The sequence below is a fragment of the Dehalococcoidia bacterium genome, assembly GCA_028711995.1.
Lineage (GTDB): Bacteria > Chloroflexota > Dehalococcoidia > SZUA-161 > SpSt-899 > JAQTRE01.
Window position 1 is genome coordinate 1 of sequence record JAQTRE010000016.1, and the last position, 25,157, is coordinate 25,157.

Annotated in this window: 20 protein-coding genes; 19 read left to right on the top strand and 1 reads right to left on the bottom strand. The window is 53.5% G+C overall.

The features are described from left to right. The 14 genes from PHV74_04190 to PHV74_04255 all read left to right on the top strand — a co-directional run. The coding region (locus tag PHV74_04190) for a hypothetical protein (GenBank protein ID MDD5093565.1) at nucleotides 1-623 on the top strand (623 nt) is incomplete at its 5' end. Between the two features lie 338 nt (nucleotides 624-961). Further along, nucleotides 962-3,436 carry an SBBP repeat-containing protein gene (locus PHV74_04195; protein MDD5093566.1) on the top strand — a complete coding sequence of 825 codons (2,475 nt, stop codon included), beginning with the start codon at nucleotides 962-964 and terminating at the stop codon, nucleotides 3,434-3,436. 174 nt (nucleotides 3,437-3,610) lie between these two features. Beyond that, a complete protein-coding gene (locus PHV74_04200) occupies nucleotides 3,611-6,241 on the top strand; it encodes a PKD domain-containing protein (GenBank protein ID MDD5093567.1) in 2,631 nt (876 codons plus the stop codon). Nucleotides 6,242-6,502: 261 nt separating this feature from the next. Beyond that, the gene (locus PHV74_04205) at nucleotides 6,503-8,335 is read left to right on the top strand and encodes a hypothetical protein (GenBank protein MDD5093568.1); all 1,833 of its coding nucleotides are present in this window, start codon (nucleotides 6,503-6,505) and stop codon (nucleotides 8,333-8,335) included. 143 nt (nucleotides 8,336-8,478) lie between these two features. Beyond that, nucleotides 8,479-10,461, top strand: coding sequence for a CARDB domain-containing protein (locus tag PHV74_04210; protein ID MDD5093569.1), 1,983 nt, complete (start codon nucleotides 8,479-8,481; stop codon nucleotides 10,459-10,461). Between the two features lie 139 nt (nucleotides 10,462-10,600). Beyond that, on the top strand, nucleotides 10,601-11,674 hold the full coding sequence (locus PHV74_04215; GenBank protein MDD5093570.1) for a hypothetical protein: 1,074 nt from the start codon (nucleotides 10,601-10,603) through the stop codon (nucleotides 11,672-11,674). A 240-nt stretch (nucleotides 11,675-11,914) separates the two neighbouring features. Beyond that, nucleotides 11,915-13,387 (top strand): hypothetical protein, encoded by a 1,473-nt coding sequence (locus PHV74_04220; protein MDD5093571.1) that lies wholly within the window; start codon nucleotides 11,915-11,917, stop codon nucleotides 13,385-13,387. A 317-nt stretch (nucleotides 13,388-13,704) separates the two neighbouring features. Next, a complete protein-coding gene (locus PHV74_04225) occupies nucleotides 13,705-14,226 on the top strand; it encodes a cohesin domain-containing protein (GenBank protein MDD5093572.1) in 522 nt (173 codons plus the stop codon). A 36-nt stretch (nucleotides 14,227-14,262) separates the two neighbouring features. Next, entirely contained in the window at nucleotides 14,263-15,639 is a 1,377-nt protein-coding gene (locus PHV74_04230) for a metallophosphoesterase (GenBank protein MDD5093573.1), read from the top strand. A 165-nt stretch (nucleotides 15,640-15,804) separates the two neighbouring features. Next, a complete protein-coding gene (locus tag PHV74_04235) occupies nucleotides 15,805-16,683 on the top strand; it encodes an argininosuccinate synthase (protein MDD5093574.1) in 879 nt (292 codons plus the stop codon). Then, nucleotides 16,680-17,255, top strand: coding sequence for a molybdopterin-dependent oxidoreductase (locus PHV74_04240; protein ID MDD5093575.1), 576 nt, complete (start codon nucleotides 16,680-16,682; stop codon nucleotides 17,253-17,255). The genes PHV74_04235 and PHV74_04240 overlap by 4 nt, the downstream gene beginning before the upstream one ends. Before the next feature lie 54 nt (nucleotides 17,256-17,309). Beyond that, nucleotides 17,310-18,368, top strand: a complete 1,059-nt coding sequence (wtpA, locus tag PHV74_04245; protein MDD5093576.1) for a tungstate ABC transporter substrate-binding protein WtpA — start codon at nucleotides 17,310-17,312, stop codon at nucleotides 18,366-18,368. A 50-nt stretch (nucleotides 18,369-18,418) separates the two neighbouring features. Beyond that, nucleotides 18,419-19,213: an ABC transporter permease gene (locus PHV74_04250; protein MDD5093577.1), complete on the top strand. Its 795-nt coding sequence runs from the start codon at nucleotides 18,419-18,421 to the stop codon at nucleotides 19,211-19,213. Beyond that, nucleotides 19,210-20,256: an ABC transporter ATP-binding protein gene (locus PHV74_04255; GenBank protein ID MDD5093578.1), complete on the top strand. Its 1,047-nt coding sequence runs from the start codon at nucleotides 19,210-19,212 to the stop codon at nucleotides 20,254-20,256. Before PHV74_04250 ends, PHV74_04255 begins: the two co-directional genes overlap by 4 nt. Nucleotides 20,257-20,369: 113 nt before the next feature. Here the strand turns inward: PHV74_04255 and PHV74_04260 are convergent, their stop codons facing one another. After that, entirely contained in the window at nucleotides 20,370-20,702 is a 333-nt protein-coding gene (locus PHV74_04260; protein MDD5093579.1) for a hypothetical protein, read from the bottom strand. 457 nt (nucleotides 20,703-21,159) lie between these two features. On the opposite strand from PHV74_04260, the gene pyrR reads away from it, so the two are divergent. Genes pyrR through hisF form a run of 5 tightly spaced genes read left to right on the top strand, consistent with a single transcriptional unit; the run spans nucleotide 21,160 to nucleotide 25,135 of the window. Next, nucleotides 21,160-21,726, top strand: a complete 567-nt coding sequence (pyrR, locus tag PHV74_04265; GenBank protein ID MDD5093580.1) for a bifunctional pyr operon transcriptional regulator/uracil phosphoribosyltransferase PyrR — start codon at nucleotides 21,160-21,162, stop codon at nucleotides 21,724-21,726. After that, nucleotides 21,723-22,898 (top strand): aspartate carbamoyltransferase, encoded by a 1,176-nt coding sequence (gene pyrB / locus PHV74_04270; protein MDD5093581.1) that lies wholly within the window; start codon nucleotides 21,723-21,725, stop codon nucleotides 22,896-22,898. The genes pyrR and pyrB overlap by 4 nt, the downstream gene beginning before the upstream one ends. A 9-nt stretch (nucleotides 22,899-22,907) precedes the next feature. Further along, nucleotides 22,908-23,474 (top strand): transposase, encoded by a 567-nt coding sequence (locus PHV74_04275; GenBank protein MDD5093582.1) that lies wholly within the window; start codon nucleotides 22,908-22,910, stop codon nucleotides 23,472-23,474. Between the two features lie 17 nt (nucleotides 23,475-23,491). Next, nucleotides 23,492-24,358 (top strand): ArsA family ATPase, encoded by an 867-nt coding sequence (locus PHV74_04280; GenBank protein ID MDD5093583.1) that lies wholly within the window; start codon nucleotides 23,492-23,494, stop codon nucleotides 24,356-24,358. A 12-nt stretch (nucleotides 24,359-24,370) separates the two neighbouring features. After that, nucleotides 24,371-25,135, top strand: coding sequence for an imidazole glycerol phosphate synthase subunit HisF (gene hisF, locus PHV74_04285; protein MDD5093584.1), 765 nt, complete (start codon nucleotides 24,371-24,373; stop codon nucleotides 25,133-25,135). The last annotated feature ends 22 nt before the right edge of the window (nucleotides 25,136-25,157 follow it).

Here is a 25,157-nt window from a genome sequence, read left to right on the forward strand (position 1 = left end):
ACGATGGCTATGTGGGTGACGGAGACTATGTCAATGGCATGCGTCTCATCTTCTTTGCTGAGACGACCAACTCGGCCGGCAAATATGTATTCGGCAATGTGGACATGAATAACACTCTGCCCGCCTCACGCTGGCACTACTACTATGGCAGCGGGAAATACTGGCCATCCACCAGCGGGCTTTCGGTAAAATGGGTCAACCAGATCAATATCTACCAACCCAATTTTTACACCTGCGATGACTCCGGTACCCCCAAAAGCGCTTTCACTCAAGGGGACACGGTGTATGTAACGGGCACTGGGCCCCCGGCAAGTACCGAGTACCATGTATGGATACAGACGGACGATGTGCTGATGTCAACGCTCGATGCGATGGATCGTCCTCTCGGCGGTAGCTATACGCTCACCAGCGGTGACGATCCCTCGGACGAGCAGGAGGAAGTGACCACAAACGGCAGTGGAGCTATAGCAATTACGCCGATCTGGGAAACTGACGTCTTCAGTCCTGTAGGTAACTATGAAGTTGTTGCCGACAACCAGTCATCCGGAACGCAAGGAACTTATGACTCCAACGATAAGTTGGATAACCCCGGATGGTGGGGCTTTACCTTGGCCGCTCCCTGATCGTTTTTGCGGGAAAGGGATACCGTCCTGCCGGTTGCCTGCCGCCGCCGGACAGGCAGGGCAGACAGGCGGTGTCGGAACGCAACGTGGCAGAAACTCGGGTATTTCCGGGGGGGGTGGGGCGTCCGCCCAGGCGGACATGGGCTGTTTGTAGCCCGTCCCGGTCAAGACCGGGCGGTAGGCCAGCGATTGAAATCGTGGCCTACATGTAAGGCTGTCCGCCTGCACGGACGGAATGCCCGGATAACGGACACTCTCAGCCTGTAAATGGGAAGTTGCTGAGTAGGCCAGCGGCCAGCCAATCGGGAAAAAGGTACTAACAAAAAAGGAAGGTTGAGATGTACAAGAGTGAGAGAGCAAACGGAGTGTTGGCGATACTAATGATTCTATCGATGCTTGGTGTGCTGTTGCTGGCTCTGATTTCGCCGGCGACAGCCTCGGCTGCCGGACTAGTGGAGCAGGCTTCGGCGGTGGAGGCGGCAGAATGGTACGGGAGTTATCTTGGAGGATCCAATTACGACTATGGGGAAAGCATTGCAGTGGACAATACGGGGAACAGCTACGTAACCGGACGTACAAAATCTACAGACTTCCCCGTCACCACAGGTGCCTACCAGGCAACCGGAGCCGGCGGGTATGACGTCTTCATAACCAAGTTCAGTTCCAGCGTTAACCTGATTTATGGCACTTATCTCGGGGGCGCCGGCACTGATTACGGCAGAAGTATTGCTGTAGACAACGCCGGTAACGTCTACGTCACAGGCTATACAAACTCTACAGATTTCCCCGTTACCACAGGTGCCTACCAGGCAACCGGAGCCGGCGGGTATGATGTCTTCATAACCAAGTTCAGTTCCACCGGCAACATGGCCTACAGCACCTATTTTGGTGGCACCGGTCTTGACGATGCAAACAGTATCGCCGTAGACAATACAGGGAACATCTACATCACCGGATACACTGCTTCTCTTGCAGACTTCCCTGTTACCGAGGGTGCCTATCAGTCTACCAGTCAGGGTTTGCGGGATGCTTTCCTAGCCAAGTTCAATTCAGACGGCAACTTGGTCTACAGCACCTACTTCGGAGGGGCCGATGAAGATACTGCATACGGCATTGCCGTGGACGATATGGGAAACATGTACATAGCCGGAAAGACAAAGTCAACGAATTTCCCAACTACCCCCGATGCTTATCAGACAACATACGGGGGAAGTAGCCTCGATGCTTTCGTAGCCAAATTCAATGCAGCTGGCAATCTGGCCTATAGCACCTATCTCGGAGGTTCCGGTTCTGACAATGCATTTAGTATTACCATGGACAATACAGGGAAATTCTACATCGCCGGATCCACAAACTCCACAGACTTCCCCCTTACCGCGGATGCTTATCAAACAACACTTAGTGGCACCACTGACACCTTCTTGGTCCAGTTCAGTTCCAGCGGCAACCTGGTCTACAGCACCTATTTCGGAGGTTCCGGTATTGACCAGGCAAACGGCATAGCTGTGGACAATACAGAAAACATCTACATCACCGGATGCACTAGCTCTACAGATTTCCCCATTACCGCAAGCGCCTATCAGACAGCCCATGGTGGAGGTACTACGGACGCCTTCGTAACTAGGTTTGGCCCTGGCGGTAACCTGGCCTACAGCACTTACCTCGGCGGCTCTGGTTCCACCGACCAAGGAAGTAGTATTGCAGCGGATATCACCGGAAACGCCTATATCAGCGGATATACAAACTCTACAAACTTCCCCGTTACACCAAACAGTTACCAAACAACCCATGGCGGGGGAACCTATGATGCTTTCTTTGCTAGAATGACAGTAGCTGCATCTCCAGCTCCCGTGGCTGCCTTTAGCGCTGCCCCCACCAGTGGAGATGCTCCGCTGACTGTCAACTTCACTGACGAGTCAACAGGCACAGCACCGCTCACCTATGCCTGGGACTTCGACAACGACGGCACACCGGATTCCACCGACCAGAACCCGATCTATATCTATACCATTAGCGGTATTCATACGGTTAAGCTGACTGCCACGAATGCCTATGGCAGTGATGATGAGGTCAAGACTGCCTACATCACCGTCAACGCGGCACTGGTGGCCCCGACGGCGGCCTTCACAGCCAGCCCGACCAGCGGCACGGCTCCTCTTGCCGTTAGCTTCAGTGACCAGTCAACGGGCACAGCTCCATTAACTTATGCTTGGGACTTCGATAACGACGGTGTGGTCGACTCTACTGATCAGAATCCATCTCATGTCTACAGTGCTGTCGGCACCTACACGGTCAAACTTACGGTGACCAACGCCGCTTCCAGTGACGATGAGGTGAAGACCGATTACATCACCGTCAACTCGGCACCGGTGGCCCCGACGGCGGCTTTCATTGCCAGCCCGACCAGCGGCACGGCTCCTCTTGCCGTTAGCTTCAGCGACCAGTCAACGGGCACAGCTCCATTAACTTATGCTTGGGACTTCGATAACGACGGTGTGGTCGACTCTACTGATCAGAATCCATCTCATGTCTATAGTGCTGTCGGCACCTACACGGTCAAGCTCACAGTGGCCAATGCCGGCGGCAGTGATGACGAGATAAAGACCGGCTTTATCACGGTGACAATGTCTTCTACTCCGGCGTGGGACCTGAACGGTGACGGAGTCTGCAACATCGGGGATGTGGTGGTGATCGGTCTGCACTGGGGCGATACAGGGACCCCGGGCTGGATTCCTGAAGACCTGAACAACGATGGCGCCATCAATATTGGCGACGTGGTGGTCATTGGCCTGCACTGGGGGGAGAGCTGGTAAGCGGCTGAGTTGAGACGAGAAGATTTTTCCGATGCCTGCCCTTCTTCGGGAGGGCAGGCATCGGAAATGCCATGAATTAGGAGAAATGCAGAGGAAGGGTGGATGTAACGAAGTTCGCGATCTCATCACGATAGACTCGTGTAACAGCAATGAGGCGAATAGGAGGATAGATAGATGATACACATGAGGCGAATCACCGTCACTATTCTTGCCCTGTTGGCAATCGTTGCCTTGCTGGTTCCCCTTTCGACGGCATCAGCCGGGAAAGGCTATACCATTGACGCCAGCGCCGGCATCGGAGGAACGATTACCCCTTCAGGGACTATAAAAGTAGGCAGCGGGGGCAGTCAGTCCTTCACGATTGCCGCGGATACTGGATACCGGATTGTGGACGTACTCGTGGATGGCGGCTCGGTAGGGGCGCAGAGCAGCTACACCTTCAGCGATGTCCAGGCCGATCACACCATTGCGGCCAGTTTCGTTGCCCCGTATATCTACTTTGCCAACCCGTCGGCTCTTCCTGGAGTGGAATTCGGCATGAATCTGTACGATTTTGCCCCGAATGCTAGTGGAGTAGTCTGGTTTGATACGGATGGGGATGGCATCCGTGATGCGGCGGAACCGCAGTCGACCGTGACTGTGAACCTGGCGGGCAGCGGGAGCCCGTGGCCTCATCTATCGACTCCGGCGGACGCTGAGCCCGGCGTATATTCTGTGTACGCTGATGTTCCGGAAGGTGAAGCGGTGGAAGCATCGGCTGGCTTCACCGTCAGGGGCATGATATTGAGCCCTGCCTCGGGGACATCGGGAACAGTCATAGCTATCACGGGGCTTGGCTTCGCGACCGACAGAACCGGGACGGTCTGGTTCGATAGCGACGGCGACTCGGCGATCGATGCCGATGAGCCTCAGGTTGCGGCCAGCACTGACTCTGGTGGCACCCTCTCTCCCGTGTCTCTCACTGTCCCGGCCGTGGCTGGTGGCAGTTACTATGTGCGGGCAGACGTTCCCACGGGCGGTTTCGTTCCTGACGTATCGGCCGCCTTCGTGGTTCTTGGAGCGCCTGTCGCTGCCTTCACCTCGGATGTGCAGTCGGGCACTGCTCCGCTGACCGTCCAGTTCACCGACCAGTCCACCGGGGATCCAGCATCGTGGGCGTGGGACTTCGAAAATGACGGCACGCCGGATTCTACCGACCAGAACCCGACTTACACGTACGCTTCCGCTGGTACGTTTACCGTGAAACTAACGGCGACCAATGCTGTCGGCAGCGACGATGAGATAAAGCCCGACTATATTAACGTAACTACACTAGGTCCGAAAACATGGTATGTTGACGACTCCGGTGGCGCCGACTTCATGACCATACAGGCGGCCGTGACGGCAGCCAGTGGCGGGGACACCATCATTGTCAGGGACGGCACCTATAACGAGAACGTCGTAGTTGACAAGAACCTGGCCATCCAGTCGGAAAGCGGTGCTGCCTCGACCACGGTCACGGCGGTGGTTTCCACCGCGCCGGTGTTTGATGTGAATGCTAGCGGCGTGGTGATTGACGGATTTTCAGTTCTGGGTCCAACCGACACTCACGTTGCCGGTATCGAGCTTGTAGACGTAAACGATTGCACGATACGGAATAATGACTGCTCCGGAGGACTCTACAACGGCATTCACCTTGGTGGTGCAGCAACGAATAATATCATCACCAAGAACTACTGCCACGGCAATACCCAGCGCGGCATCAGTGTCCGGGACACTGCCCACGGCAACTTTATCTCAGAGAACACGGTCGAAGACAATGGCGATGCGGGTTTCTGCATCAAGGACGAGACTCACGATAACATCATCTGGCTCAACAACGTTATCGGCAATCGGGTGGAGATGCTGACGGCCAACACATACAATTCACTGACTCCGCTTGCCTACGGATACAATGGCGGCACCTACACCGGTTACCTTGGCAACTACTACTATGATTACACTGGCAGCGATGCCGATGGAAACGGCGTTGGTGACACTCTTTACAGCTTCGGCACATACAGCGACAACTACCCCTTGATGGGCGAATGGCATGACGGTGAGATCTCCGTCTCGGTAGTTGCTCCGACGGCGGCCTTCACAGCCAGCCCGACCAGCGGCACGGCTCCTCTTGCCGTTAGCTTCAGTGACCAGTCAACGGGCACAGCTCCATTAACTTATGCTTGGGACTTCGATAACGACGGTGTGGTCGACTCTACTGATCAGAATCCATCTCATGTCTACAGTGCTGTCGGCACCTACACGGTCAAACTTACGGTGACCAACGCCGCTTCCAGTGACGATGAGGTGAAGACCGATTACATCACCGTCAACTCGGCACCGGTGGCCCCGACGGCGGCTTTCATTGCCAGCCCGACCAGCGGCACGGCTCCTCTTGCCGTTAGCTTCAGCGACCAGTCAACGGGCACAGCTCCATTAACTTATGCTTGGGACTTCGATAACGACGGTGTGGTCGACTCTACTGATCAGAATCCATCTCATGTCTATAGTGCTGTCGGCACCTACACGGTCAAGCTCACAGTGGCCAATGCCGGCGGCAGTGATGACGAGATAAAGACCGGCTTTATCACGGTGACAATGTCTTCTACTCCGGCGTGGGACCTGAATGGCGACCACACCTGCAACATCGGGGATGTGGTGGTGATCGGTCTGCGCTGGGGCGATACCGGAACGCCCGGCTGGATCCCTGAAGACCTGAACAACGATGGCGCTATCAATATTGGCGACGTGGTGGTTATTGGCCTGCACTGGGGGGAGAGCTGGTGATTAGCAAACGACAAGGAGGGTTAAATACGGCGAGAACGGATGTGGGATTGGAATGCCGGTTAGTGTTGCGTCAACCATGATCCGGCGCAATGTCATTCTGAGGGAATCCTTATGGATGACCGAGGAATCTCCACGGATCGGGAGTGAGATTCTTCGCTTCGCTCAGAATGACATAACACTAGCGGCTGGGTATCGATTTTCAGCGACCACTTAAAAAAGGAAATGGGGGAATGACCTATACACCGTTGGAGGGAGACTCAGATGAAGAATAGACTGGCTCTGGGATTTTTGAGCCTTGTATTGATGGCAGGCATAATCGTTGGCGGAGTATTATTCACTGCATCAGTGGAAGCTACCAGTGCAACAGCGTCGCTCCACATTGTGAAGTATGCCGCCGATGGCAGCACGGTGATTGGAGAGGCAACGGTTACCATTGCTGACTTGGAAACAGCCGAGGGACACCCAGAGGTGCAGGGTGATGGCACTACCCACTATTTTACAGAAGGCCCCACGTTTGACCCGGCCAACCTGTGGGACCCGGATGAGACCTGCCCCGGCGATAGTCTGAAGGATAAGGGGGCTCTAAAAGGCACCGCGCTCAATGACCTCTGCAATCTGGTTGGGGGAATGGCCGATGGCGACCAGGTCAACGTAATGGCCTCTGACGGCTACAACGAAACGTTTGACTATCCCAATGTTTACAATACCCTGACAGATCCCACCCTCAATTCCAGGCAGGGGCCGATGGTCATCAGCTGGTGGAAAGACGGGCAGTACAGCGGCAGCGGATGGAGCGATGGAATGCTGCTGGCCTTCTTCCCCACAGTGGGACGTACTTCCGACGGCAAACTGATATTCGGACACCAGGACATGCATGATTGCCTGCCCGAGCACAACTGGCATTACTACTACGATAACGCAATAGCGTATCCTTCCACCCATGGTCTCTACATCAAGTACATCAAAGAAATCAGGATATTTACTGGTGGGGTCCAGGGGTGGACGGTTACCCTCTCCGGCGCTCGGAACGATGTCCTGACCAATACCTGGTTTGAAAATGGAATCGCCTGCCATACTCCGCCCGCTAATCCGTTGGCGTTTACTTATACGGATACTGAGAATAATACGTGGAGTGGCCTGCCGCTCTGGTACGTTTGCGGTCTGGTTGATGACGACAACATCCATGGTCCCGGCTCCTTCAATGACGGCCTCTATTACAATGTCAAGGTCTCTGCTGTAGATGGCTACAGCTACACCTTTCCCAGCACTGACGTCGCCCGCAACAATGGCATGATTCTGGCCAACAAGCTCAACGGCGAGCCTTTGCCATCCGATAAATACCCCTTGAAATTGGTCAGCGCCTCCTTCACCAACGGCGGGCCGAGCGTTGCACAGATAGCTGAGATCAAACTACTGAACATTAGTACGACGCCGCCGACTCCCACTCCCACTCCGACTCTCGGTGTGGCAGACTGGCCTCTGCAACTGGTCGGGGCACAGTCGTACACCATGACCCAAGCAACTTTTGAAAGCGGTGCAGCTTGTCACCCAACAAGCTATACCGACGATGACAGCAACGTCTGGAGCGGCATCCCCTTGTGGTTGCTGGCGGGTTGGGTGGACGACGATGTCCAGCATGGTGGAGGAGCATTTAATGATGCCCTGGCAGCCACCAATTACCAGATAAAGGTTTGGGCAGCCGATGGTTACTCCTACACGTTTTATTCCGCTGCCGTCGCCCGAAACGATAATATTATCGTGGCCAATAAACTGAACGGGGCGGATCTGCCGCAATACACCGGGGATCCCGCCACACACCCCGCCTACCCCTTGAAAATTACAGGCCCGGCGACCGCCAGCGGCGACCGCATAGGCGGCATTGTTAAGATTGAACTCATCGGTCTTCCGTCCGGTCAACCGGAGTGGGACCTGAACGGCGATCACGTGTGTAATATTGGGGATGTGGTGAAGGTGGGGTTGCAATGGGGGCTGACCGGCATTCCCGGCTGGATTCCTGAAGACCTGAATAAGGACGGTAACATCAACATCGGGGATATCGTGGTGCTGGGCTTGCATTGGGGAGAAACGTGGTAGTCATCTAATCATATCTAAAATGAAAGGAGGTGGATAGACAGGAATTTATTAGCAGAGTACACATGTTCAGTCTCAGACGCTTATCTAATTGTGTGTATTGTCAAAGAAATCGAAGCAAGATACGGAGGAAACAATTGAAAAAGATGAACAGGAAAACGATCCTTGTTATGCTGGCCATATTGGCTGTTCTTGTGGCATTGCTGATTCCGGCGCTGCCGGCTGCCGCCGGATCAGGCTATTCACCTGTCACTGTCTGGTACGGCGCAAGTAGCGTTACTATCGACCAAACTACATGGGACACTCTGAAAGCTAGCTACGGGCAGACTATTACCGGTACCTACAATACTAATACCTATGAGTATAGCGGTGTACCTGTTTACCGGCTCTTGGAACAGATTACCGGCGTCAGCGCTCTCTCGGATTATAGTGCTCTTGTGGAGGACGGTTCAGCAACGCCATACCAGGTGCTTGTTGGACCGCACGCGTGTGATAACATACCTGTAAAAAGTAACGATACCCTCATTATCGCTGATAGTGGCACTCTCAATGGCAGCCCCGATACTACCAGACTGCCAAGATTGGTTTGTCCATCCTTTACCGGCGGGGGTAAATACTACAATCAAAGCATTGTCAAAATAACACTAGTGTACACTATTTCAGTTTCCGCTCCCACTAACGGCACCATCAGTCCTTCAGGATATACGTGGAACACCAGTAGTACCAATCCCTGGAGTTCCGCAACTTCATCCGGTGCGGTTTATGTCACCAACGGCGGCAGCCAGACCTTCACTATGGCAGGCAACACCGGTTACCACATATCAGCCTTAACCATAGATGGGGGAGCTGTCACTCCAGCTACCAGCTACACCTTCAGCAATGTGACCGCCAATCACACTCTGGCTGCTACTTTCTCAGATTCCTCGGTCAGCGTCAGCATTACCCCGTCTTTCCAATCGGTAGCCAATGGCACAACATTCAACGTCAGCCTGGCAATCGACACCAGTACAGCCTCACGTGGATGGCAGGCGAATGTGGACTTTGATGCAACCAAACTGTCTGCTAATAGTGTGACTGAAGGCACCTTCCTGAGCGCCTATGCTACCGCGAACGGCGGTGGTACTGTTTCTGGCGGCGCCGCTACAATTGACAACGTCGGTGGACATGTTGTCATACCCGGCTACGCCATTACTGGCGCAGGAACTGGCGGTCCCACGGGGACCGGAACCCTCTGCACCATTTCCTTCACCGCAAAACCTGCCGTCAATAGTGCGGCCAGCATCACTCCATCGGCTGTTGTGGTTGCAGACGTGAATGGCACCGCCATTCCTGGCGTCACGCTTGCCGGAGGCACTGTCGCTATCGGCACCTTGCCTCTGCCTGACCTGGTGGTTTCAGCCGCCTCAACAACGGCCGAAGCCAATCCTGCCATGTACACTGTTACCTATACCATTACCAATAACGGGGCCGATGCCGGTGCCAGCACTACCTCCATCAGCATTGATGGTGGCACTCCCATAACCGTTGCTTGTCCGGCTTTGGCTACAGGTGCGAGCGATACCCAGACGACAGCTGCTCAGACACTCTCTGGCACAGCTGATTCCATCTTGATCACTGCCGATAGTGCCTTTGCTGTTGGCGAGAGCAATGAGAGCAACAATACCAGGACCACCAGCTACTCTTATGCACCTGCTCAACCGGGTGATGTGCCGGTCAGCGGCACCACTCAGACGGTCCTGAATTTTGTCCTTCCTGATGCGGTTAGCTGGGATCCATTGAATATCGGCGATAACTCGGCTGATCGAACCATGAAGGTGACTTCCAACACGGACTGGCAGGTAACTGTCCTCGGTACCAATAATGGCTACATGACCAAGTACAACGGCACCATTTATGATCCTGCCGTCAAACTCCATGATGCCCTGCTCCTTATGTCCGAGAATACAGTCACTCTAACGGACTCGTCTCAGGTGCTGGCTGACGGTACCCCAGCTGGCCAGCCGTTGGATAATTCCGGTGACGCTCGCAGTGTGGCCTTCCACCAGCAGGTGTACTACGTAGATACTGCCTTGCCCAGCGGTTCTTACTACTATGTAGTAGTGACCTTTACTGCTTCCCAGACAATATAGACCGGTGGTCAAGAATGGGGACGGCTTCTGAGCAAGCCGTCCCCAACCCAATTTCAAGCGTGGGGAAAGTCCAAGATGTCCTAGATACATAGAATAACTGGTATCATGATCGGGAGCGCGTCGAGAGGAGAACGGAACAATGAAGAGCCCATTAGCCAGGTTTTCAATGCCCTATATGATTATCGTTATCGCCTTTGTATTGGTGAGCCTATGCCTGTTTATCAATGTCTCGCCAATTTCGGCATCTCCGGGTCTCAATGTCACCGGATCTCTGGTTGACGTTACGATCTCCCCAGGACAGAGTTATGTTCATACGATGGATATTGCGAGCGGGTCAACTTATTCCATGGATATGCAGGTCGAGATCAGAGGATTCGGGCAGTCTCTTGACGGATCAACTATTGAGCTGACTCCCGAAGATGATAATTCCCTGTATTCTGCTCGGTCCTTCATTACCCGGATTGACAATACCTCCTTTCATCTGGAACCGGGCGGCTCGCAGCAGGTCAAAGCTACCATAAGTGTTCCGGCTGGTACTGCTCCCGGGACAAGGTATGCCGTCATTTACATACACAGTCAGCCTGGTGGCGAGGGCAAAGTTGGTGTAGTGGTGGCCGTTGATGTTCCGGTTATTGTTCATATTCCCGGCACCGATACTGCTGTCAGGAAAGGGGAGATCACTGATCTGGATGTCCCCAAGATAGAAGCCGGTAAGCCAATTCAAATTCTGACCACGTTCAAGAACACCGGCGATATTCATTTTAAGGCCAAGAATCAGGTCAGTATCGCCGATGAATCCGGGCAAGTGATTTTACAGGCTGAAACTCCTCTGAGCTCGTCATCCGTTATACCAGCTTTCTCCCGGTTGTTCACTGCCACGCTGGTGCTCCCCGAATCGATGGAAGGCTTACCGGCAGGGAGGTATTTCGCAGAATCGAAAGTGACACTTGATGACGGGACGTTGCTGGACACCAAGGAGACCAGCTTTGACATAGAAGCAAGCTACCAAGCGCCGCCTACTTCAACGCCTTCGGCGTCAGCTACCACGCCAGCTCTGATATCACAGTCTACTCCGGCTCCATCCACTTCGACCTCGTCTGACCGGGGTATCAGCTGGTCTCTGATGGCGATTATCATTGCATCCATAGTAACAATCGGTGCGATAGTCATAGCTCTGATAGTGACACGAAGGAGGCAGCCGCTGCCCAAATAGGCTCTTGGGGAAATACCCATGGAGGACGCGTTGCAAAGGAAGCGGAGATGCGCATTACCTGAGCGCAGATAGAGTATGCCTTGCTACTGCATTTTTAAATCGGAATAACGGAAGGGCTGAGAGATCGGGTTGTTGAAGATATCTGGAAAACGGCAATTAGTCATAAGCATCCTATTGCTCCTGATCCTGGGCGGTTCATTCGTGATAGCTCACGAGTTGGCTGTAGCGTCTGGTAGTGGCATGAGCATATCCCCAGCAGCGCAGACAGTAAGTCCGGGGGAAAGTTTTGATATCGTTGTAACGTTGAACACGGATACTCCATCCAGGGGAGGGCAGTGCTCCCTGAACTTCAATGCCGCCTTGGTGCAGTGCAATGGTGTAACTGAAGGGAGTTTTTATCATAGTTGGGTTCAATCCCATGGCGGGTCTGCCGTGGTCTTCCCTCAGCCGGTGATCCACAATGATGCCGGCCGGGTTACCGATGTGGGCATTGCCATCATGGGTGGAGGAACTGGCGGGCCTTCCGGCAGTGGTGAGTTTTGCATTTATCATATGACCGCAAAGACGGGAGTTACCGGGACTTCAGTTATCGTCTTGTCTAATGTGGTGCTTACGAACCAGAGTGGAAAGAGCGTATCCAGTCCCACTGTAAATAATGGGCAAGTACTCGTTATTTCACCGTCGACCGTAACTGCACCCCCAATGACATCCCCGGCTGTGCCCAGGCCTTCGTCTACAACGCCTGTACCTCCAACGAAAACCACGGATACAGTCAACCCATCGACTGAGACTGCACTTCCGCCACTCACGCCTACAGTGACACCAACTCAGGAAAGTGATTCCCAGCCCACCGTTATTGACCTGTCTGCTACGGTGAATTCCGAGGGCGTTTTGCAGATGAGCGTTGACCAAGGAGACATCCGGTACGGTGAGAACGGGTGGACGCTCAGGCTGGAGATTGGAACTGGTGCAAGGGCACTGACAAAAGACGGGGAACCGTTACAGGCGATAACCATACAGCCCAATGCAACACCATCCCCACCGCCGTCCGGCAAGCGTCTTGTGGGGTTTGCTATCGATCTTGGCCCACCCGGGGCAATCTTTAGTCCGCCGATGAGCGCTATCTTCAATTACGATCCCAACTTGCTTCCCCGGGGTGTCAAATCAAGCGAATTGATCCTGGCCTATTTTGACGCTCAAAAGGGAGAGTGGATCGAGTGCAACTATGTGGCTGATCCGAAAAGTCATAGCATCACAGGGTACATTGACCACTTCACTACTTTTTCCATACTGGCCAGGGAGAACAAGGGTATAGGTTGGAGTCTCGCTGCTATTATCATACTGTCAGAGTTGGTGGTGGCAGCGATCGTGATATTTTTCATTGTGCGGAGAAGGCGCTCTTCGGTTAGAGCGGCAATCTCACCCCAAACACCGAGTTCAACTGCGCTTAGCTCGGCGGAGAGGAAAGTGATTGCCGGAGATTCGCAGGCAGACTCATTATCAAGCAGGGCGAAGTTCGCAAATGCCGCCATCAAAACCCGAATTGAGACTACAACCGGTAAACTGGTATTTACAAGTCAGGACAAGCTGCCGTCGAACATAGAGATAGTCAACGCGTCGGGCTGCGATCTGGTTGTCTCGGTGGAATATGACCCTGAATTGTATCCGGAAGGCGTCACCAAAATCACTGTGGTTGAAAAGGAATCGCAATGATGTTCCTAACACCAGGAACGCAGTTATTGGGAGGTATTCAGAAGAGACAGATCGTACGCTCCGTGATCAGCCGTTGTGAAGCACTGATTACTTAGGGAGCCTCTGATCAAGTGGTGCAGGATTCTTCCTGCCGGGGGTCTGGGGGTGTCCCCCAGATTTCTCTTCTTCCCCCAAGAGTGGGGGTTAGGGGGTTGATCAGGACTTCATCAGAGCTTTCTTAGCATACAGATGGGCGGAACAACGGACACATGGTAGGGGGATGTGTTTCTGATCGCCTGATTGGAATCGCAGTTCAATATTGTTTGAGGAGAAGTGAATTGAATCTAATAGTTACTAAACGGGAGGCTATCGAAATAAGCCTTCTAAGCGCTATCTTATTAAGCACGTTACTTGTGTTGGCGTCATGTGGCACATCTTCATCTCCGTCCGAGGCGGGTGCTGCCATCAATCCCATCAGCAGAGATGTGCGCATTGGTGATACGTTCACTTTCGATGTGCTGATAGATACTGAAGTCCCCTCGCGCGGGGCTCAGTGCACTCTCACTTTTGATCCGAAGATGACAAGATGCGACGGGGTAACCGAGGGCGATTTCTATAGAGATTGGGCATCTGCCAACGGGTGCACCGCCGTTCTTTTCCCGGGGCCTGTCATTGATAATGAAAACGGGCAAGTCTCAAGCATTGGCATCGCTATCCTGGGCACTCAGGAAGGTGGCGCGAAGGGAAAAGGGGTGTTATTCAGTTATCATTTTACAGCCATTGCCGATGGAGTGGCGGCGCCGACCCTTTCGAACGTAGTCATAACTGACCAATCAGGCAACGCATTAAAAAAACAATGACAATACCTGTCAAGAGGCGGATAGTTGAAAATGCGTATGAATAGATGGATTGGGAACCGTGTCGGCGTCTTCTTGCTGGCGGTGATGGCATCTATCATGCTGGTCTCTTTTGTGTCAACAGCACCGGCCGCAGCCCAGTTAGAACCGCTAGCTTTGATGTGGGGCCCTTACATCACCGGGACTACGGCAACCAGTGTTGTCATCAACGCAAAGACCAGCGAGCCGACAACCATGAACCTGGAATGGGCTACCGATGCCTATTACAATGAGCATCACAGCTATCCTTGGGCAGCGGCACACACTGATCCCGATACGATGCACAACTTCCCGCTCACGGGGCTTGAATCGGACACGGTCTATCACTACCGGCTGAATGATGGCGCCGGTTTTTCTGATGATTATCACTTCCGCACTTTCCCCACTTCAGGTCCATTTACCTTCATAGTCTATGGGGACACTCAGGACCAGTTGCCATCATTCAGCCAGTATGAACGGTATAAGCTGGTTGCCGATGCTGTGGCTGCGGAACAGGATATCGCATTTGTGCTTCATTGCGGAGACCTGGTGAACAATGGCAATGAAATTACTGACTGGGACCGCTACTTCGATGTCAGTCGCCAGCTGATGGCGAACACGACAGTCTACCCGGCACTGGGTAATCATGAAAAGAACAGCGCTCTCTTCTATGGTGCCTTCGGGATTGCGCCATACTACTCTTTTGATTGTGGCGATGCTCACTTTACCGTGCTCGACAGCATCAATACCAGTGATACCGAGGCTGCCTGGCTGGGTAGCGACCTCGATAACAGCAAGCCCTGGAAATTCGTGTCATTCCATTATCCGATGTACACTTCTGACCCCAATCATTTCGGTGGCTGGGCTAATCTTCAGGAAGAATGGGAGGATCTGTTCCAGACGCATGATGTAGCGGCTGTCTGGAATGGGCATATCCATGCCTATGAGCACTATCTGGAAAACGGCATCCACTATGCTGTGATGGGAACAGGGGGCGGTCCGCCGGGCCTGCTCAATCCGACAAAGTACGAAGGCTACCAGAACAGTCTGGAAAACAGCATGGCATACGCGAAGGTTAGAATAAACCCTCCCGGCAACACTGCCACAGTGCAGATTATTCGCGTTGCGGACATTTCTGCCGACGGTACCCAGGTAACGACCACGTACCCACCGGGTACGGTCTATGATACCTTCGTAATGATTTTGCCAGGGACTCAGCCGCAATGGGACCTGAATGGCGACCACATCTGCAATATCGGGGATGTAGTGAAAGTGGGGTTGAAGTGGGGATTGACCGGTAATCCCGGCTGGATTTCAGAAGATGTGAATACAGACGGAGTGATCAATATATCGGATGTGGCAGCAATCGGTTTGCATTGGGGAGATACCTGGCAGTGAACTTGTGAAAAAGGGCGTGGCGAGAGAAATCTGAAAATTGCGAAGGGGGAAATGTGGGGTAAATAGACCGCAAACACTGCACCAACATGGAAGGTTTGTCTGAAGCCATAACAACTACGTTCTTCCAGAGAGAAACGATGAAATGGATATCGAAAGGGGCGAAAAATGCTAAAGAAATTACTGTTACCAGTCTTCTCCATCTTGGTTCTCCTGTCAATTCTCACGGTTCAATTATTCTTGGCATCTCCGGCGCTGGCAGCCGGAGCCACCACCGAGGTGCACATCGTCAAATATGCACATGATGGCGTCACCGTGATCGCCGAAAAGACGGTCACCTACGAATGGATGAAAGCGAACTTGCATGTCTATGGAGACGGCAATATCCACTATTATCATCAAGGCCCTATTTTTGAAGGCGATCTCTGGGATCCGGATGAGATCAACAACCTCAAGGACAAGGGCGCGGTGCAGGGTTCCAGCGTCAAAGACCTGTGCGACACGGTGGGTGGGATGAGCCCCGGCGATGAAGTGATGATGGTGGCGGTTGATGCATGGCATACCGAGTTTGCCTATTCGAACATCTATGAGCCGCTGGATCGGCAAGGGATCATTGCCCTTTGCTGGTTTAATGGGGAAGATGCGCTCATTGGGGAACGCTACGGCGAGGGTTATCCCGCCAAGAATGGCTATAGTACAGCTCTTCAAATCGTGTTCATGGCCGGGACCCCCAATCCGGAAGGCAAATATGTGTTCGGCAATACCGATATGAAAATGGCCTTGCCGGAAGAGAAATACCAGCATTTCTACGAAGGCCTCTATCCCAGCACCAACGGGCTTTCCGGCAAATGGATTAAGGAGATAAGAATCTACAGCGGCGGCATCGATCCGAATCTGAAGATTGAACTCAAGTCGGATAGCGCTTCCGCGGGTGATGATGACGACGATGACTCGACGCCCTGGATTCCCATCGTGCTGGGAGTGGTAGGTCTGACTTTCATCGGCGTGACTGGCTATGTTTGGATAAAGGGGAGAAAAGAGGCATGAAAACCAAGATTATTGCCGCAGTAGGTATATTGCTTATTCTTGCATCGGTGCTGGTTTATCTTGAGCCTTGGGAAGAAGATACGAACGGAGATGACATCGACTGGCAGCTTAACATTACCGGGCCCAACGGTGCCCAGGAAATCCTGAGTTATGATGAAATCAAGCATTTGCCTGCCTATGAGGGATTTGGGGGATATTTCACCACCACCGGCTTGATCTATGGCCCCTACGAAGTGAAGGGTGTCTTATTGACCGATCTCTGTGACCTTGTTGGCGGCGTTACACCGGAGGATGTTGTCTTCGTGTCAGCCATCGATGGATATTCGTCCGTCTACGATTATGACCGGGTGTTGGGGAATTTCGATACCTATGATCCTGATACGATGGAGGTCGTCTCTCACGGAGAATCTAGGCTCGTTCTGATGTACGAACAAAACGGCAAGCCCCTGAGCTATGATGACGGCCAACCGTTGCGAATCGCTCGGATAGGACCTGATGACAAACTCCTCATCGAGGGGCAATACTGGGTCAAGTGGGTGGATGGGATAGAGGTTGAGAAGCTGGAGGAGTGATCTCTACAGCCATCAGCGGTCAGCATTCAGGATTCGGGGGGTGAGGACAAATCTATGAACACAAGAAATCGATGGGTGAGTTTTGTCGCTTTAGCGGCCATTCTGCTTTCGGCCTTTTCCGGGGGCGGATGCGGATCTTCTCACAAAACGACGCTCAAGGTTATCAATGCCGATAGCCTGATGGTTCCTTTCACTGCCATAGAGAAGGCGTTTGAAGAACGGCATCCGGATGTCGATGTGCTTATTGAAGGGCATGGCAGCATTCAGGCCATCCGGCACGTGACCGAGCTGTATCATGAGTTTGATGTGATCGCAGTGGCCGATTGGTCTCTCCTGCCCATGATGATGTATGATAAGCCGATGCCGGATACCAATATTCCCTATGCCGATTGGTATGTGAAATTCGGCACCAACCGGCTGGGTCTGGCATACAAACCCTCCGGCAAATACGCCGACGAAATCAACAGCTCCAACTGGTATGAGGTGATATCGAGATCGAACGTCAAAGTCGGCACTTCCGATCCCCAGTTTGATTCCTGCGGATACCGGGCCCTGATGATGTGCCAGTTGGCGGAACTCTACTACAATGACGACACCATTTTCGAGAAGGTCATGGGTGATTTCTCACCCAAAGTCTCGGTGACCTCAGATAATGGGAAATACACCATTTCTTTACCGGCAACGGCGCGATCCAAGAGGTTGACCGTTCGGGGATCAAGTATAGGGCTTCTGGCTACCATCGATAGCGGCGATATCGACTATGCCTTCATGTATGAGAGCATGGCCCAGCAGCACGGGCTGAAGTTTGTTGAACTGCCGCCGGAGATCGACCTGAGTTCGCCGGATTATGCGGATTCCTACGGGAAAGTCACCTGCAGCCTTTCCTTCCAGCGCTTTGCAACGGTGATCCCCGAATTTCGTGGAGAGCGTATTCTCTATGCTATGACCATTCCCAAGAATGCTCCACACCCTGATGTAGCGGCGGAATTTGTGGCGTTCGTGCTTTCACCGGAGGGGTGCGAGGTGCTTTCTAAGGCATATCAGCCATCCCTGATCCCGCCGATTGTCGACAGACCGGAGAACGCGCCTGCGCTGGTGACGTCGCCTTCGTGAATCCTTGTAGGGGCGGGTTTCAAACCCGCCCCTACTGGAGATCAAAACAATTGACGAGATTCCTTTCAACCCACAAGTTCACAATCGTCTTCGCCGCGCTGGGGCTGGTCATCCTGCTCTTCATTTTGGTCCCTCTGCTGAAAATGGTGTTCGCCTCCAGCCCCGGCGATGTGCTCGATGCCCTGCTTGATGATAAAGAGGTCAGAGATGCCATCTGGCTAACCCTCTACGCGTCGTTTATCTCAGCGGCAGTGGGGATGATCTTCGGAGTGCCGCTGGCCTATCTCCTGGCCCGCCGCGATTTCCCCGGAAAGAAGGTGGTCGAGGCCATTATCGATCTGCCGGTGGTGATCCCTCACACGGCGGCGGGTATTGCCCTCCTGTTCGTATTCGGCTCCAATTTCTTCGGCGGCCAATTCTTTCATGCTTTTGGATTGGACTTTTTCGATGCGGTGCCCGGCATCGTCATTGCCATGATGTTCGTCAGCATCCCGTTTCTGATCAACGCCGCCAAAGAGGGATTCAAGAGCGTCGACCCCAGACTGGAGAAGGTGGCCCGAACGCTGGGCGCCTCTCCCCGGCAAACCTTCTTTCAGGTGTCTTTGCCCCTGGCGGGGAGAAGTATCATGTCGGGTGGGGTGATGATGTGGGCCAGAGGGGTGAGCGAGTTCGGCGCAGTAATTATCATCGCTTACTATCCCATGATCGCCCCGACGCTGGTTTATCAACGTTATGAGACGCAGGGACTGGATGGTGCCAGGAACGTTGCGGTCGTGCTGCTTCTGGTCTGTCTGGCGATCTTCATCGCCTTGAGATACCTCACCCAGAAAGGCGGCCGGCCTTGATTGACATAAAGAACATCAGTGTCCGCCTGGGAGATTTCCGCCTTCAGAATATTACCCTTAACATTCAAAAGGGGGAGTATTTTGTCCTGCTGGGTCCGACGGGAGCGGGCAAAACGGCCCTAATTGAAACCATTGCCGGGCTGAACCCGGTGACGCAAGGACAGATACGGCTCGACGGAGTCGAAGTGACCCATGTAGCGCCGGAGAAGCGAGGCATCAGTATTGCCTATCAGGATCAGGCCCTCTTTCCGCACCTTTCAGTGCTGGGAAATATCGCCTTTGGATTGCGCCAGAGGGGGCTATCGAAGTCCGAAGCGGCAACGCAATCGCAGTGGGTGATTGATCTGCTGGGAGTCTCTCACCTCTTGGAGCGCAAGCCGGATACGTTGAGTGGTGGGGAAAGCCAGAGAGTGGTTCTGGCCCGCGCCCTGGCGGTCCAACCCAAGGTGCTGTTGCTGGATGAGCCGCTCAGCGCGCTGGACCCTGAGACAAGGGAAAAGGTACAGCAAGAGATACTTCTGCTGCATCGAAAGCTGGGATTGACCATCATCCACGTGACCCACGATTTCGAGGAAGCGTTCTCTATGGGAGACCGGATCGCCGTTCTCGACCGGGGAGTTCTGGCCCAGGTGGGAACCGTTGATGAAGTCTTTCGCCAGCCCAACTCCGAGTTCGTGGCCCGCTTTCTGATGGCGCGTAACATCTTCAGCGGCGATATCCGGGATGGCGAGGGAATGCACCCGATGATGCACATCCAGGGCTTGAAAGTGCCCGTGACCACTTCCCTGCGAGGTGAGCGCCATGTCTCCATCCGCCCGGAAGATGTTCTCCTCTCCGCCAAACCGATGGCCGATGATACCCGCGTTTCTTTTCAGGGGCGCGTCACTTCCGTTTCAAACAAGGGATCGGTGGTCTATGTCTCGGTGAATGTGCCCCCGGAGTTTGTCTGCCTGCTCACCCGTCGGGAGTTCGAGATGATGCGCCTGGCGGAGGGGGAAGAGGTGTTCGTGGGATTTGAGATCAAGGCCCTGCACGTCTTCTGATTTTTAGGCAGACGTTAGCGCACTGAAGCAGCTGGCGTGGGATCTGGTTGATATCGTGATCTGCTTGTCGGTCTGGGGTTTTTCCATCGTGTTGTGCTGGCGGTGTAACGAACTCAGTGTGGCTCTCTGTCCAGCGACGACGAGCGCTGAAACTTCTGTAATTCCTTGACAACGCAGTAAGCGCTAAACCCCAAGATGCCAATGATCATTGCTGTTTCCAGCGTCAAGACGAGTACATTGGATTCATAGATGTAGAACTCGCCATAGATCCAAATGCAGATGAAATGGCACAGCAGGAATAATGCCATCCCAATGGCCAGCAGAGCCAGCAGAATAATGTTCAATCGAGAGGTCATCGGATTCCTCGGATATGCAGTCTCATGAACTTGAGATGTTGTGCTACCTTTAATGGTATTGCGCGCTGCTGAAGCACGCAACATTGACATCACCCAAACATATTGAGGGTGACCATCAAATGTTGGCTGGGGATAACCTACAATTGGGGTGTGATGTGCCATGTTAGGCCGCAAAAATCCTCTGTGACAGTTTCAGAGGACCTTGGCTAATCGGCTGGGGCGGTTGCGATCTCAGTTTCTTCCCGGTGTGTTCAATCATCGAAATGGGCCTAGTGGGAGGGGAAGGGATTTATGGGGTTCGATCTCAAGGCCCTGCATGTTTTCTAGCTCGACATAATGTGCAGGGACAGCCCCGAATCCTGTGGTCATTCCCGACCTGATCGGGAATGACCTTTGATTGCATTGGAAAAAACCACTCAAGCTGTTATAATTCCCCAAGAGACCTTTAAGCCAGTTCCGAGAGGCCGGCAAGGGAAAGCAGAATCGAAACATTCTCCATTGGAGTTGCTAGAATTCCTCTTGCCGAATCTCGGCGAGAGGTTTTTTTATGTCTGAAAGCATCATCTTATCGGAGCAGGATATCCAGCGAACGCTGACTCGCCTGGCTCACGAGATCATTGAGAAAGACAAAAATCAGAATGGATTACTCCTCATCGGGCTGCGCACCCGGGGCATTCCCTTGGCCAGGCGCATCTCCTCTGCCATACGCGATATCAACGGCACGGAAGCCCCGGTTGCCGGGCTCGATTTTACTCTCCATCGAGACGACTTGGATCTGCGCAAGGAAGACCTCTCCATCGAACCCAGCGACATGCCTGCCAGTGTTACTGATAAAAGGGTGGTGCTGGTCGATGATGTGCTCTTCACCGGAAGGAGCGCTCGTGCAGCCATCGATGCGCTGATGGAGTGGGGTCGGCCAAGGATCGTCCAACTGGCTGTGCTGATCGACCGCGGGCATCGGGAGATGCCGATCAAAGCGGATTTCGTGGGGAAGAATATCCCTTCCTCTCTGCGGGAACGGGTGCAGGTGAGGGTCAAAGAGATCGATGGCAAGGATGAGGTTGTCCTCTTAAGGGACGAGGCGGCCTTTGCCGCCAAAGGAGATCGCCAATGACGATTGCCGGACGTGATCTGATTTCGATCAATGACTTCTCCAATGAAGAGATACAGGCGGTACTGGACCTGGCCGATGAGATGAACTCTGCACTCAAGGAAAAGAAGCGGCTTGATCTTTGCCAATCCAAGGAACTCTACACCATATTCTATGAACCCAGCACCCGTACCCGAAGCTCTTTTGAGACGGCCATGCATCGGCTGGGAGGCAATGTGGTCAGCCATGCGGAGGCTCAGGTGACTTCCTCGGCGACCAAAGGGGAAACGATCTCTGATACGGTGAGGGTTCTGGATAAATATGCGGACATCATCGTCATGCGTCATCCTCTGGATGGTTCCACGAGGCTGGCCGCAGAGCATTGCAGTGTTCCTATCATAAGCGGCGGTGATGGCGCCCACGAGCACCCAACTCAGACGCTGGTTGATCTCTATACCATCGGCAAGGAGAGGGGAAGTATCAAGGGCAAAAACGTGGCATTGTGTGGGGATTTGCGTCACGGCAGAACGGTGCACTCGTTGGCCATTGCGCTTGCTCGGTTCGGGGCTCATGTCACCTGTATCGCGCCGCCCGGATTCGAGTTGCCGGAGCATATCCATGATGGCATCAAGGCTTATAAGGGAAAGATCACCGAATACCGGACGCTGGCGGAAATCGTTGGGGAAAGTGCGCTGACCGTGAAACACCAGAAAGGATTCTCCAACCTCCTGCTGGAAAGCATCGATGTGTTCTATTTTACCCGGTTGCAGCGGGAACGAATCTCCGGTCAGGATGTCAACACCGCTGCCCAGGAAAGCTATCGAATCAACCAGCATCTGCTGGAGAAGTCCAGGAAGGACGCCATCATCATGCATCCGCTTCCCCGGACCAATGAGCTGGCATACGAGTTTGATCAGGATGAGCGGGCGGCCTATTTCAGGCAGGCAGGCTATGGGGTTCCGGTGAGGATGGCTTTGATTGCATTGCTTCTCGGTGTGGTGGAACCGAAGATCGAACAGAAGCCGAGGAGGGATCTCATCAAACTGGCAAAGGATGTGTCTGATGTGGTGTGTTCCAACCGGCAGTGTGTCACCAATACGGAAAAATACGCACCCAAGAAGTTCTATCGGGTTCCGGGTGCTGGCCCACAGGTTCTGAGGTGCTACTATTGCGATTGGCTGCTGCAGAATGGGTAGGCATGGCCGATGTCGGCCATGCCTATTGCCGATAGGAAAATGAAGGTTCATCAGAATCTGCCGAAGTTTAATGACACTTCCTATGCGCATTTTGTCACCACGAGGACTTATGAAAGCTATCCCTGTTTCAAGAACGAAAAGCTTGCCGGGATTCTGCATGAAGAGTTGGTGTTTTACGCTGAGAGATATGGATTTCACCTGCTGGGTTATGTGATCATGCCGGATCATCTCCACGCGTTGATTTGGTGGGATGCGGAAGCAAAGCCGGAGTTGGCGATATCGAAGATCATGAATAGCATCAAAACGATGACCAGTAAAAGAGTCAAAAGGCAATTGTTTTACGGCGATGGCGCTGAATACAAGGGTAGCTTGGCCGACGTCGGCCAAGCTACCCCAAGGCACTTCCATCTGTGGCAGCCCGGTTTCTATGATTTCAATATCTATACCGAGGGAAAACTCTGGGAGAAACTCGAATACATGCACGGAAATCCGGTGAAGGCTGGTTTAGCTTCCACTCCATCAGATTATTGCTGGTCCAGCTACAAGGACTACGCTGAAGGGAGCGAAGGCCTTTGACTGAAAAACCGGTGATCATGTTCGGTGGGAAAGGTGGGGTTGGCAAAACAACCTGCGCCGGAGCCACTGCACTTCATTACGCCAAGAAGGGGCTGGACACGCTGGTGATCTCCACCGATCCTACGCCTTCCCTTTCGGACATCTTTGAGATCGATGGGAAGCAGAAGAAGCCGGTGCAGGTCCTCCAAAATCTCCATCTGGCGGAGCTGGGCCTCGACGAAGTCAAGGACATGTGGAACAGGAAGTTCGGCCGTGACGTTTACGAGATCTTCTCCGCGCTGGTGGCCATCGAATATGAGGCGTTTGTGGATTTCATCACCTCCATCCTGCCCGGACTGCGGGAAGAGTTCATGGTCGACTATATCAAAGGCCTTACCCGAAGCGGCAGCTACCAGAAAATCGTCTGGGACACGGCTCCCCTGGGGCAGACATTCGATCTCCTGAGGGCTCCATCGATGATCGGCGAACATCTGAAGCCGGCGCCGAAAATTTATTCCAAGCTGTTGCTGGGGAAACGGAGCAAGCGCCCCATTATGGAAATCATCAAGGAGTGGGCCGAGCTCTCCAATGAGGATATCGCCTTTCTCAAGCGGGATGTGGAGTATAACCTGGTTGTGATTCCCGAGGCGCTCTCCGTCCGTCAACTGGAAGGGATATTCGCCGAGTTCTCTCAGAACCGCCTTCCCATCAACCGGTTGATCATCAATAACGTCATCAAGACAGTGGATTCCGGTTTTCTGCGCACCAAACAGGAACAGCAGGAGGGATACATCAAGATTATTCATGACAGGAGCGGCGGCCGGCCGGTGGTTGAGTTGCCGCGCTTTCCGTATGAGATCAAGGGAATCGGGCGGTTGGAAGAGATCATGGAAGCACTGTTCTAGAGGAGGAATGAAATGAAGACTGTAAGAGTGATCCCGTGTCTGGATATGAAACAGGGTCGGGTGGTCAAGGGGGTTCACTTTGTGGAATTGCGCGATGCGGCCGATCCCGTGGAAGCAGCACGCGCCTATTCTGAAGGCGGAGCGGACGAGATCGCTTTTCTGGATATCACCGCCACCATCGAGGGACGCCGGACGATGTTCGATGTCCTCAAAAAAGTGTCCGCAGTGGTTAAGGTGCCGCTGACGGTCGGTGGGGGGATCAAATCGCTGACGGATATCGAGGAAGCACTGAAATCGGGAGCGAGCTGTGTTTCCATTTCCAGCGCTGCCTACCGGGACCCTGAGATGGTGAAGAAGGCGGTCAAAGAGTACGGGGCCAAGAGGATATTGATTGCCATCGATGCCGATGAGAACAGGAAACTGCCATCCAAGCGTGAGGTCTATATTGATGGCGGGCGCACGGCCACCGGCAAAGACGCCGTCGAGTTTGCCAAAGAGATGGCTGCGCTCGGTATAGGGCAGATCCTTCCTACGAGCAAAGCCACTGACGGCACCAAGGCCGGATTCGATCTGCACCTTACGCGTTCGATTGCCGATGCTACCAAATTACCGGTCATCGCCAGCGGAGGCGCAGGCACGCTGGAGCATTTCTATGAAGCGGTCAAGGAAGGACACGCGCAAGCGGTCCTGGGCGCTTCGGTCTTCCATTTTGGAACGTTCACCGTTCGTCAGGTCAAGGAATACCTCAAATCGAAAGGCGTGCCGGTGAATCTGTAGTAGTGCATAAATCTCCCATCAA

Bases quoted from the DNA above. Each gene is read 5' to 3' on its own strand.
- PHV74_04195 (MDD5093566.1), top strand. From the start codon at position 962: ATGTACAAGAGTGAGAGAGCAAACGGAGTGTTGGCGATACTAATGATT.
- PHV74_04200 (MDD5093567.1), top strand. From the start codon at position 3,611: ATGATACACATGAGGCGAATCACCGTCACTATTCTTGCCCTGTTGGCA.
- PHV74_04205 (MDD5093568.1), top strand. From the start codon at position 6,503: ATGAAGAATAGACTGGCTCTGGGATTTTTGAGCCTTGTATTGATGGCA.
- PHV74_04210 (MDD5093569.1), top strand. From the start codon at position 8,479: ATGAACAGGAAAACGATCCTTGTTATGCTGGCCATATTGGCTGTTCTT.
- PHV74_04215 (MDD5093570.1), top strand. From the start codon at position 10,601: ATGAAGAGCCCATTAGCCAGGTTTTCAATGCCCTATATGATTATCGTT.
- PHV74_04220 (MDD5093571.1), top strand. From the start codon at position 11,915: ATGAGCATATCCCCAGCAGCGCAGACAGTAAGTCCGGGGGAAAGTTTT.
- PHV74_04230 (MDD5093573.1), top strand. From the start codon at position 14,263: ATGAATAGATGGATTGGGAACCGTGTCGGCGTCTTCTTGCTGGCGGTG.
- PHV74_04235 (MDD5093574.1), top strand. From the start codon at position 15,805: ATGCTAAAGAAATTACTGTTACCAGTCTTCTCCATCTTGGTTCTCCTG.
- PHV74_04240 (MDD5093575.1), top strand. From the start codon at position 16,680: ATGAAAACCAAGATTATTGCCGCAGTAGGTATATTGCTTATTCTTGCA.
- wtpA (MDD5093576.1), top strand. From the start codon at position 17,310: ATGAACACAAGAAATCGATGGGTGAGTTTTGTCGCTTTAGCGGCCATT.
- PHV74_04260 (MDD5093579.1), bottom strand. From the start codon at position 20,702: ATGTCAATGTTGCGTGCTTCAGCAGCGCGCAATACCATTAAAGGTAGC.
- pyrR (MDD5093580.1), top strand. From the start codon at position 21,160: ATGTCTGAAAGCATCATCTTATCGGAGCAGGATATCCAGCGAACGCTG.
- pyrB (MDD5093581.1), top strand. From the start codon at position 21,723: ATGACGATTGCCGGACGTGATCTGATTTCGATCAATGACTTCTCCAAT.
- PHV74_04275 (MDD5093582.1), top strand. From the start codon at position 22,908: ATGTCGGCCATGCCTATTGCCGATAGGAAAATGAAGGTTCATCAGAAT.
- PHV74_04280 (MDD5093583.1), top strand. From the start codon at position 23,492: ATGTTCGGTGGGAAAGGTGGGGTTGGCAAAACAACCTGCGCCGGAGCC.
- hisF (MDD5093584.1), top strand. From the start codon at position 24,371: ATGAAGACTGTAAGAGTGATCCCGTGTCTGGATATGAAACAGGGTCGG.